Here is a 12,685-nt window from a genome sequence, read left to right as displayed (position 1 = left end):
TTTCACTCCCATGGACCTGCCTTCCCGCTTGCTCTCCATTTTCGCCGGCCTCGCGCTGGCCGGGGTCGCCCATGCCGCGCCCACGCTCACCACGATTGAAGTCCTGACCGGCGGGATGGAGGATGAGCCGTTTTCGATCTCCTACGCCACGCTGAAGGCGGCCTCGAATGCCGCCGACTCCAACAACAATCCGATCGAGTTCCGCTTCAAGTCCGACGTGTCCGGCGATCTGGAGAAGAACGGTTCCAGCGTCACCCTGAATGGAACGCTCGGTAGCGGCGAGACCTGGGTGTGGACGCCGGATCAGGATGACAACGGGATCACCGATGCATTCCGCGTGCGCGCCTATGCCGGCGGACAGCAGTCGGGGACCGACATCATCGTCAGGGTCAATCTCACTGCGGTGAACGATGCTCCCTCCTTCACCGCGTCCAATCAGACGGTGGCGGAAGACGCTGACACGGTCACCGTTGCAGGCTGGGCAACAGGTAGTGCCGGACCTTCCAACGAGAGCGGGCAGACCCTTTCCTACACTGTCACGTCGAACAGCAACCCGGCGCTCTTCACGACCCAGCCATCTGTCGCCGCGAATGGCACGCTGACCTACAAGCCCGCGCCAGACCGGAACGGGGTCGCGACCATCGGCGTCCGCATCAATGACAACGGCGGCACTGCCAATGGTGGCGAGAATCAGTCGGCCGTGCAGACCTTCACGATCACGGTCACTCCGACCCCTGACGATCCGACCATCACGGCCATCTTCCGCGGGACCGCTACGACCCCGTTTCTCGATACCCCGGATCCCACAGTTGAAAACGGACCGGCAGCCACCGAGAAGGTCTTCTCTGCGGTCTCGATCGGCGACGTCGATCACGGGATGCCGAACGTGGACAATCAGGTGGTGGTGGTGACCATCCCCACCATTGCGGAATCCTACGGCACCTTCGCATTGCCCGGCTCGTCCGTGTCGAATGTCGCCGGAGGCAAGGCCTACACACTCTCTGCCCGGGCACCGAATGATGCGGCGGCAGCCCTGCTCAATGCCACCTTCACGCCGTTCCCCAACGCGCTCCCCGTAGGCCTCTACAATTTCAACGTCAATGTGACCGTCCGGGACAGCACCTCCCGCACTGCCACGCTGCCGACCGGGACGGTCCACGTCAGGTCAGTCAATGACGCCCCGACGGCAAGCGCCTCCCTTACCCTGGCATCCATCACCGACGCGATGGCAGTTTCGCCCTTCCGTCTGGAAGTGGGTGACGTCGATTTCGGCGACACCTTCTCGGTCACCATCAGCGAGCGGGTTGCCAGCGGAGAGTCCGCGCGCGGGACCCTTTCTCAGACCGTGGTCACGGGCACCGCGGCCCAGATCGGCACGGCGATCCAGAACCTCGTTTTCACTCCCATCCAGCAGAGCCAGGATTTCAACCTCACCTTCGACTTCGATGTCCGGGACGTCCATCCCGACACGACGATGGGGAATGCGGTGAGGTCCAGCGTGTCGCTGACCATGAAGTTCGTGAACGATGCTCCGGAATTGGCCGGCGTGACCACGACGCTCATCCGCATGACGGATGATCCGGGAGCGACCCCGGTCTATCCTTTCGCGACCATTTCGATCGTCGATCGCGACCCGAACCAGATTCTCACCGTGAATCTGTCGCTGGGCGATCCGCAGCAAGGCAGCTTCAAGGATCCATCGTTGAACACGGTCACCGTTCTCACGGGTCTGGTCTCCGACCTTACCGCGAGACTCCGCCAGTTGCGCTTCGTCCCCACCCAGGGCCGTATCCCGGTGAATTCCAGCGAGACCGTGACCGTCACCATCCGCGTGTTCGACGGGACCGTTCCCGTGACGAACAACCAGACACAGATCGAAGTCACTGCGGTCGATGGCGCACCCACCCTGCTCTGGGGCAACAACCCGGTCTTCCCTGCGGCATCTAATCCCGCGCTGATCGATCCATCCACCGGGCCAAAGCCTTTCGCCCTGGTGACCATCGAGGACGTAGGGCCCGTGGAGGTCTCCATCGCGCTCGACACCGCTGCGAAGGGCGCACTGAGCAATCTGGGCGGCTTCGTCGAGACCGCGCCGAACTCCCGCGTCTATCGCTACAATGCTCCCTCGGCCAGTGCCGCACAGACGGCGATCCGCGCGATCAACTACGATGTCAGCCCGACCTACCTCTTCCCGGCCAATCAGCCGGGGCGCACGGACTTCACCATCACCGCCACCGACTCGGCGCTGAATTTCACCACGCGCACGCTGCCGGTCCTCCTCCGGAGCGACTCCCGCAGCTTCCTCGTCACCAGCCTGCTGGATGATGTGACGCTGCCCGGCACCCTCCGTCATGCCATCGCGCAAGCGAGCAACAACGACGTGATCACCTTCGCGCTGCCGAGCTATCCGGCGACCATCCGCCTGAAGAAGGAGAATGGCCCTCTTGATATCCGGAAGCACCTTTCCTTCCGTGGTCCAGGTGCTGACAAGCTCACGCTGACCGGCGACTCGAATGCGAACTCGATCACCGACGTCGGTGACGTGCAGATCTTCCGCATCTTCTCCACCGTCCAGATCCAGGGCCTTCGCCTGTCGCGGGGCTTTGGTGACACCGGTGGCGCTGCCTTCGTCGGGCGCTCCTCGGCCACTGCGAGCCCGGGCTCGCTCTCCATCGAGGACTGCGTGATCGCGAACTGCCTCGCCAGCCAGTGGGGCGGCGCGATCGACGTGGCCGATGGCTCGCTGAAGGTGGCCCGTTGCCTCTTCGAGAACAACTCCCTCAATGCCTCCTCCGGCCTCGGCGGTGGCGCGATCTCGCTCTACACGAATCACGCGAGCTCCATCACGAACTCCACCTTCTCCGGCAACTCCCAGCACGCTTCCACGGGATACGGCGGCGGTGCCATCTACATCGAGAACGACACGCCGACAAAGTTCGTCCAGATCGACATCAAGCACTGCACGTTCTCCGGCAACTTCGACGCTTCGAACAAGGGCAGCTCGCTGCACAACAATGTCTCGAACTCGCGGGTGGTGCTGACGAACAACATCTTCGCCGACTTTTCCTCCCGCAATCTGAAGGTGGTTGGTGGAGCGGAGATCATCTCCGCCGGCGGCAACATCTCGAACGACAACAGCTCGACCGATCTCAACCAGAGCGGCGCGCCGAACAACACCGTCCTGCTCAATCACGATACCGACAAGCGCAACCTCGATCCGAAGCTGGCACCGCTTGCCGCTGTCGAAGGGAACACCCGCGGCCATCGCCTGCTGCCGGACAGCCCCGCGATCGGCGCTGCCATCGCAGGCGTCGTCGCGGTCGACCAGCGCGGCGTGATCCGCAATGGCACGGCAGACATGGGCGCGCTCGATAGGGATGCGCTCGGCAAGCTGATCATCCACGAGATCTTCCCGGCCACGAATCCGAACCAGCAGTTCGTCGAGTTCTACATGCCGCGGGATCAGGCGAGCTTCAATTTCACCGGCTATGAAGTGTGGGTGGATGGCGAGAAGCGCCACACCTTTGGCTCCCAGGTGGTGGCACCCGGCCATGGCCTCGTCCTCGCCGAGACCGCGATCGCGGCGGCGGGTTCCACGCCGGTCATCGTTTCGAATACGAGCCTCAGGCTATCGCAGCGCGGCCGGATCGAGTTGCGCAAGCCAGCCTCGACCGGCAATGCGGTCGTGGAGGCGGTCTCCTACTCCGCCGCATTTGCGAATTCCGCGGTGCCATCCGTCACGACCGACTACTCGGCGGACTCGATCACGCTTGCACCGCAGTTCCAGGGCGCTGCCTTCGCGCCGCACCGCCTCGTGCAGCCTCCGCCAAATGGTGGCGTGATGATGGGTGCCACGGGTGCCGCGACTTCTCCTGGAGCCGACACGGGTGGCACGCCCTTCGGCCAGGCAAACGCCTATCCTATCGCGACCATCGACAGCTTCGAGGTCAATGAGGACATGGCGGCCACGCTGGCGGTCCGTCTGAACGATCTCGACGCCGACGGAGCCGACGAGCTCTTCATCGTCGATCTCAACCAGGCGCTATCCCCGACACCGCCGACGTCGAACAAGAGCAGCATCTCCACGAATGCCGGTGCCACGGTCACGATTACCCCGGCTGGCTCGCCGCTGCGCGGCACCGCGGTGAACTTCGACCCGCGCGTGGCCTTCAATCACCTGCCCGAGGGTGCCCGCTACACGGATACCTTCGCCTACTCCATCGTCGATGTCGGCGGTGGTGCCGTGGTGGGCTTCGCCTCCGGCGGAGGATCGACGACTCTGGTCACGGCCCCGACGCACCGCCTGACCACGGGTGCGACGGTGACCATCCGCGATGCAGGCTTCCCCGCCTACAATGCCACGCACGCGATCACCGTGGTGGATGAGGATCACTTCAGCATCCCGGTCGCCTTCCTTGGAAATCCTGAGCCGCTGCTCCGCGGCCGCTGGCAGGCTTCCGACCTGCGCACGCCGAGTGCCCGCTCCCAGGCGCTGGTCCAGGTCTCCGTGCTGGGTCGCAATGATCCGCCGACCCCGGTAGCGGACTCCGTCACGACGGACGAGGACACCATCCTCCGCGTCTTCGCCGATCCCCGCATAGCGAATATCGCCCTCGATACCGACGGCCTCTACCCGGCCCCGCGCGCTTTCAATGGCACCGGCATCCTCTTCAATGACACCGACCCGGATACCGACGGGAATCCGTACACCCAGCTCAAGGTGGTCGGCGTCTGCCAGGCGAAGGCGATCGGTGGCTTCAGCGGCACGGCGGGAGCCTCCCCGGTGACGGTCACCGCCCCGGGCCACGGCCTGCAGAGTGGAACCACGGTGCTGATTTCCGGTTACGGCGGTCATCCCTCCTACAATGGCTATCATGTCGCCACGGTCACCGGCGTGGATACCTTCACGCTGCCCATCGCCTTCGTCGATGACGCCGCGACCAAGGGTCTGTGGACGGTCTTGAACAATGCCAACCGCCTCTCCACCACCAGCAAGGACGGTGCCGCGGTGACCTTGGAAATCCGGGCGAGCCGCAACCAGACGAACGTCGTCTACAATCCCCGCCCATCGGCCTACCTCGACGGCCTCGCGCAGGGCGAGAGCAGCACGGACAGCTTCTACTACGCCGTGGAGGACAACCACGGCGCGGTCTCACTTGCGAAAATCTCGGTCGTGGTGGCGGGCGTGAACAACGTCCCCATCCCGCAGGACAATCCGCCGGGACTCGCCGCGCTCAGCCCGCTGCTCGGCGGTGGCATGACCGCCCCGCAACTTCTCGACGGCTCTGCCGTGCTGCACCTGCTGCCCGCTTCCGGCACGCCCGGTCGCGTGAATGTTTCCATCCGTCCGCCGGGTGGTGCCTTCGGCGATATCGTGGTCATCGATGGCCTCGATCACACCGACGAGGATACGGAACTCGCCCTCTCCAGCGCTGACATCCTTTCGAATGACTCCGATGTCGATCGCTCCGACGTGCTGGGCCTGGAAGTTCGCGCCGGCCAGACTCTCAGCCGCGAGGGTGCGTCCGTCCGCCTGAGTCCGGACGGGGCGACGCTCTTCTACGATCCCAGCGTTTCGGCTTCCCTGCAGGCTCTCGCCTTCAAGGAGCGCGTGATCGATACCTTCCACGTCACCGTGTTCGACGGCATTGCCCGGGTGAATACGATGGTCGCGGTGATGGTGGAGGGTCGCAACGATACCCCGCGTGCGAACAACGTCGCGCTGACGATCGACGAGAAGACACTGCTCGAAGTCCCGACGCCGGGCCTGCTGCTCAGCGGCTCCGACGTCGACCAGAATACCCTGCTCCCCGACAACCGGAAGTTCCTCAAGCCGACCGATGCTTTCCCGACGAATGTCTTCGCGGCGAAGGTCAATGTCCTGCTCGAGCGTCGCGACGGTGGCGTCGATGGCTTCGGCCCCGTCTCCGGCACTCCCGGTGCGACGGCCGTCTCTTCCGTGGGCCACGAGTTGGTCTCGGGCGAGGAAGTCGTGCTGCTCGGCAGCGGTGCCTTGACCGGGCAGTTCGTGGTGACGCGCATCGATGACGATACCTTCAGCATCCCGGTCGCCTACGACGCCTCCTATGCCTCGCTCGGCGGTGGCTCCTGGACCGTGCTGGCCAGCAATTTCGAGTATGACCCGCGCGAGTCGGTCTTCTCGGATCTCCCCGGCGGCCCGACCTACACGCTGCAGGGCCTCGCGGTCGGCGAGACCTTCGTCGATACCTACGCCTACACGCTTCAGGACGGCAGTTTCCTCTTCGCGAACGATGACATCTACCGCATCGAGGCGGACCGTTCGGACATCGAGCTGAAGGTGCTGGTCAATGACTCCAGCCTCGAGGGGCTGGCCACCGGCCGCCGCATCGTGGAAGTCGGTCCGCTCAGCTCCGGCGGCACCGTGGTGGTGAATGACGAGCAATCGCTCATCTACACTCCGGAGACCGGCTTCGTCGGCGACGAAGTCTTTACCTACACCATCGAGGACAATCTCGGAAACCGCGACTCCGCGATGGTGACCGCCCGCGTGACCATCGATCGCCTGAATGGCAACCTGCGAGCGAATGACGATCACTTCACCGTCGCTGCAGGCCAGGCACCGCTCATCAACGTGCTGGCGAATGACAGCATCATCCCTGCGACGGGAGATCCGCTGACGCTCGCCACGATCTCCTCCACGCCGGACAAGGGTGGCCAGGCGGTCATCGAGAGCGGCCAGGTGCGCTACACGCCGAATCCTTCCGTCACCACCTTCCCGTACACGGAGACCTTCTCCTACACGATGAATGGCGGCGGCACCTCGATCGCCACCGCCACGGTGACGATGCTGGTGGTGAACCGCGCGAACACGCTCAATGTCCGCGCCGATGCCTTCAGTGTCCCGGCGGGCAGCGTGTCGAACACGCTGAACGTCCTGGAGAATGACAACATCCTGCCCGGCAACGGCGAGGCTCTCGACATCGTCTCCGTCACCACCGCCGCACACGGCACGGTGAGCGTGATGAATGGCGTGGCTCTCACCTATACCCCGGCTGCCGGATTTGTCGGCACCGATACCTTCTCCTACTCCGTCGCCGATGGCTTCGGTGGCACCGGCACCGCGCAGGTGACCGTGAAGGTGGGCTTCCTCACCATCAACAGCGACATCTTCAGCGTCGCCTTCGATGATCCGGGCAAGACCACCGACGACGGCACGACGACGCTCGACGTGCTCGCGAATGACAGCGTCCTGCAAGGCGGCAACGGCCAACTGACGATCACCGGCGTCACTCCGCCCAGCGCGGGGATCGGCTCGATCAGCGTCACGCCGGGCGGTGCCACGCTCACCTTCGATCCCGCTGCGGGAGCCACCGGGCAGCACGACTTCACCTACACGGTGAGCGACGTCGGCGGGCGCACCGGCACGGGCACCGTGACCGTGGTGGTCATCGCCGGAGGCATCCGTGCCAGCAGCGACTACTTCACCGTCCAGGCAGACAGCCAGGCATCCGAGCTTGCGGTGCTGGCAAATGACCTTCGCATCTCGGATCTTCCGGGAGCCCTTTCCGTGGCCTCCATCGGCACGGGCCTCAATGCTCCCGACCAAGGCGGCACGGTGGAGATCAGCGCCGACTTCAAGAAGCTGGTCTATACCCCGGCCAATGGTTTCCGCGGTGTGGAGTCCTTCACCTACACCGTGACGGACGGCGACTTCTCCGATACCGCCCGCGTCTCCGTCCGCACCACGGACGGCGAAATGGTGGCCGGTGATGACTCCTTCCTCGTCTTCCGCGGCAGCACCGAGAACCGCCTGCCGGTCCTCGCGAACGACCGCGTGATCCCGGACGGCGGGCAATTGCTCTTCATCACCGCCGTGGGTGACGACGAGTCGAATCCATCGAACCCGGTGCATCGCGGCACCCTGGAAATCATCGAGGATGGTGCAGCCCTGCGCTACACGCCGAGCGACCTGAATCCTCCGGGCAATTTCGCCGAGACCTTCACCTATGAAATCTCGGCAGGTGGCACGGACCGCCGCGAGGCGACCATCCGCATCGAGGTGCTGAACCGCGCGGGTGCCCGCGACCTGGAGACGAACCACGACCGCTTCACGGTCCGCAGCGACTCCACGGGCACGCTTCTTCCGGTGCTGGCAAATGATAGCGTGCTTCCCGCCAGCGCCAGCGAGTGGATCATCACGGAGGTCATTCCTCCGGCGAATGCGGCGGTGCAGATCGTGGGCAGCAATCTCATCTACGTGCCGCAGCCCGGCTTCGTCGGCACCGAGACCTTCACCTACCGCGTTTCCGATGGCTTCGGTGGCACCGGCCAAGCCGATGTGACCGTGAAGGTCGGCGACATCAGCGTGAGCGATGACCACTTCACCGTGCTCGCCGGAGACGGCGTCGTGGCCCTCGACGTCACCGCGAATGACGGCGTGCTCCGCACCGCCTTTCCCGCCACCCCGCTGCCTTCGCAGGCGGACTTCACCCTCACCACCGCCCGTCCGGTCACGCTGGATCCGGTGGGTGCCGGCACGGCGGTCGTCGCCGATGGCAAGGTGAACTACACCCCGGCTGCCTCCTTCACCGGTCACGCGAAGCTGACCTATTGGGTGAAGGACGACGGCGGCAACGAGTATCCTGGAATCGCCCACATCGACCAGCGCGCCGTGGGCGAGGACCGCGACACCGCCACCGTCTCCATCACCGTGACCGGCGTGAATGACGCCCCGCGCATGGTGAATGCCGAGACGAACAGCGTGACGGACAAGAGCAACCTGCGTCCGTTCCCGAATGTCACGGTCATCGAGTATGACAGCCAGCGCCAGGAGCCGGTCACCGTCCGCGTGTCCTTCGCGGCCGAGCGCGGCGTCCTTTCCGGCGGCGGCTTCACCGTTGTCTCGCCGGGTGTGATCCGCTTCACCGGCACGGCGGCTCAGGTCACCACGGCCATGCGTGCCCTGGTCTTCGTCCCGACCATCGACCGCGTCACGGTCGGCACCACGGAGGACACGCGCTTCACCGTCAGCATGGACGACGGTCATGTCACCACTCCGGTGATCGAGGACTCCACCGTCACGACGGTGACTCCGATCAACGATGCCCCGACGCTGCTGAATGCGGTGGCGAGCGCGACGAATGACAAGACGCCGATCAAGCCCTTCCCGGCATCGACCTTCATCGAGATCGACGACCTCACGCTGCAGCCGCTCGAGATCTTCATCACCTATCCCAGTGACCGCGGCACCCTTGCGGGTTCCTTCACCCAGGTCTCGCCCGGCGTGCTGAAGTTCAACGGCACCGCCGCCCAAGCGACGACCGCGATCCGCGGCCTGGTCTACACCCCGGTGCAGAACCGCATCACCGTCGGCACCACGGAGAACACCCAGTTCACCGTGAGCATCAATGACAAGTTCACCGCCCAGCCGGTCATCGTGGACACCGCGATCATGACCGTGACTCCGGTGAATGACGCCCCGGTCCTCACGGGCACCGCCCGCGGCGCGACGAATGACAAGACTCCGGTGAAGCCCTTCCCGAATGTCACGCTGACGGAAGTGGACGACCTCACCATCCAGCCGCTGGAAGTGACCATCAGCTATGAAGGCGATCATGGAACGCTGGCCGGTGCCGGATTCGTCCAGATCGAGCCGGGCAAGCTGGTCTTCAACGGCACGGGCCTGAATGCCACCACCGCGATGCGGAATCTGGTCTACACCCCGTTCATTGACCGCATCTTCATCGGCACCACCGAGGATACCCACTTCACCGTGGACATCGACGATGGCTTCACCCCGGCGCTGGTCACCGACAATGTGACCGTCATCACCGTCACTCCGGTCAATGACCCGCCGCAGCTTCTCGGCGCCATCCCGGGCTTCACGAATGACAAGACCGCGATGAATCCCTTCGCCACCGCCACGGTGATTGAGGTGGACAATATCACCGGCCAGATCCTGCGCGTCCGCGTCACCTTCCCGGCCGAGCGCGGCATCCTGGCTGGTCCCGGCTTCACGCTCATCGCACCGGGTGTGCTGGAGTTCATCGGCACCGCGGCGGATGCCACGGTGGCCATCCGCAAGCTGGTCTTCACGCCATTCCTCGACCGCATCATCGTGGGTAGCACTGAGCAGACGCGCTTCACCGTGAGCCTGGATGATAGCGTGGTGCCTACGCCGGTCATCGTCGATACGGCCGTGGTCACCGTGACCCCGGTCAATGACGTCCCTGTCATCACCGGCACCGTCGGCGGCCAGAAGCTCTACCAGCGCGCCTCGCTCCGTCCCTTCGTGGGCGTCAATATCGTGGACATCGACGATCTCGGCCTGCAACGGCAGACCGTGACCATCCAGATCGACAATGCGATCAAGGGCACGCTTTCGAATCTCGGCGGCTTCGCCCTGCTTTCGGAGGGCAGCGGCACCTACCGCATGAGCGGCTCACCGGCTGCGGTCTCCGCGGCCATCCGCGGCATCGTCTTCACGCCGACGCCAGGCACCCGCATCACGCCAACGTCTCCGGAGACGGCTGGCTTCACCTTCACCATCCAGGATGGCTTTGCCACGCCGGTGACGGACAGCGCGACCACCATCGAGATCTACCATGCCGAGGTGGACCAGCTCCTCGCCCTCAACTCGCTCGGCAATGACGCCAGCCAGACCGGCGCGGGCTACGGCTCCAGCACGGCGATCAGCAAGGACACCCTCGTCATCGGTTCTCCGACGCGTGACACCTCGCTTGTGGATGTCGGCCGCGTGCATGTGTATGAGCGGAATGCCGGTCTGGGTGCCCCGTGGGGTCAGGTCGCGGAAATCGGCGGCTCCGACTCCGCCGCGGGAGACAACTTCGGTAGCGCGGTGGCCATCGATGGCGACTACATGGTCGTCGGCTCCCCGGGCTTCGACCAGCCCGGTGCGAACAACGCCGGTGCGGCCTACGTCTTCCAGCGGAATCCGGTGAACCCCAACGCCTGGCTCCAGGTGGCGAAGCTCAATCCGTCCGCGGTCAATGCTTCCGGTGGCGATGCCTTCGGCAGCGCGGTCGCCATCCAGGGTGACACCATCCTGGTAGGTGCTCCGAATGCGAACCTCCCCGGCGCGACCCGCTCCGGCCGTGTGTTCGTCTTCAAGCGCGGTGCCACGCCGGGTGCCTGGACGGGCTCGCAGACGCTGGTGGCCGCCGACAACCGCGGCACGCTGCTGGTGAATGACGGCGAGTTCTACGGCTCGGCCATCGCCATTGACGGCAATACCGTGGTCATCGGTGCGCACGGCGCGAACTTCGGCGGCAGCACGCCGCAGTGGAACTTCGGTGCGGCATACATTTACACCCGTCCGAATGCCGCGGGCACCTTCAGCGAGCTGAAGCGCCTCGACCAATTCGACGGCTCGGAAGCACGCGCCTACAGTGGCTTCGGCTTCTCGGTGGATGTCTCCGGCGACCGCATCGCCGTGGGTGCGTACTCGCCGACGCCTCCGCTCGGCGGCCTGAAGCCCGGCCGGGTCCATGTCTACGAGCGCGACTCCGGCGGTGCGAACCAGTGGGGCCTCGTCCGTGAAGTGGCTCCCACCGATGGCGTGGCGTCCCGCTACTTCGGCGGCTCCGTCGGCCTTGCTGGAAACCTGCTGCTCGTCGGCTCGCCCGCTGGCAACGAAGCCGGTGTGGAAACCCGCGGTTCCATCGAGATCTTCCGCCGCAGCGCGGGAACTCCCGATTGGCTGCCGATCGACCGCATCGTCCACGGCACGCCTACCGCTGCGAACCGCTACGGCCATGCCGTCGCCATCGATGGCTTCACCGCGGTGGCCGGCTCGAATACCGACAGCGTGAATGTGAACGGTGCCGCCTCCGCAGGCAGCGCCCGCGTCCTCCAGCTCCAGTATGACCTCGGTCCGCGCCTCGCGGTGCCGGTGCCGGACCAGATCGCGGTGCAAGGCTCGGCCTTCAGCTTAACGGTGAATCCCGCCACCTTCGGCGATCCGATCTACCCGGGCCAGCTCACGCTCAGCGTGCAGCTCACCGATGGCAACCCGCTGCCGGCCGCCGGATGGCTGTCCTTCAATCCTGCCACGGGTGCCTTCTCCGGCACGCCGACCGCAGTGGAGGGCCGCGACTACAGCCTGCAACTCGTGGCGACGAATCCGCTGGGAACGAAGGTCCTGTCGAATGTCTTCCGGATCTACCAGAACCGCGTCTCGAATACCCTCGCGACGGCTTACTCGGGCTGGGCATCCGGCAAGTTCCAGCCGTCCGTGCTCTCGAATCCGGCGCTTGAGGCGACGGTCTGGGGCATGAATGCCGACCCGGACAAGGACGGTCGCGCGAACGTGCTGGAAATGCTGTTCGGCCTCAATCCCGACAAGAACGACCAGCCGCAGCTCGTCTTCACCCGGATCAATGCCCGCGAATACACCCTCAGCTATCCGCAGAGCGTGCAATTCCCGGCCGGCGAAGTGGCGGTGGAATGGTCCACCAATGCCTCCACCTGGACCCGCACCGGTGTGGTCATGACGCCCGGCCCGGCGGTCAATGGTGTCGTCCGCGTCACGGCGAGCATCACCTCGCCTGTCGCCCAGCAGAAGGTCTTCGTCCGCATCGTCGCTCCGCACTGATGCCAGCCTCCGGTGGGGCTGCGGGATCTCCCCGCAGCTCCTCCGCCCGGCAGGGCATGGCTACCGCGAGCGGTTGCGGTGGACGGATCC

At 65.1% G+C, this 12,685-nt stretch carries 1 protein-coding gene; it reads left to right on the top strand.

The genetic code is table 11. From position 1 onward, the window contains the following. Positions 1–10: 10 nt before the first annotated feature. Positions 11–12,595, top strand: a complete 12,585-nt coding sequence (locus OKA04_RS03745; protein WP_264499788.1) for an Ig-like domain-containing protein — start codon at positions 11–13, stop codon at positions 12,593–12,595. Positions 12,596–12,685 lie beyond the last annotated feature (90 nt).

The sequence above is a fragment of the Luteolibacter flavescens genome (genome assembly GCF_025950085.1).
Classification (GTDB): Bacteria; Verrucomicrobiota; Verrucomicrobiia; order Verrucomicrobiales; family Akkermansiaceae; genus Haloferula; species Haloferula flavescens.
This window is presented reverse-complemented; position numbering and strand designations above follow the sequence as displayed.

Excerpts from the sequence above, each read along its gene's own strand:
- OKA04_RS03745 (WP_264499788.1), top strand. The coding sequence starts at position 11 with ATGGACCTGCCTTCCCGCTTGCTCTCCATTTTCGCCGGCCTCGCGCTG.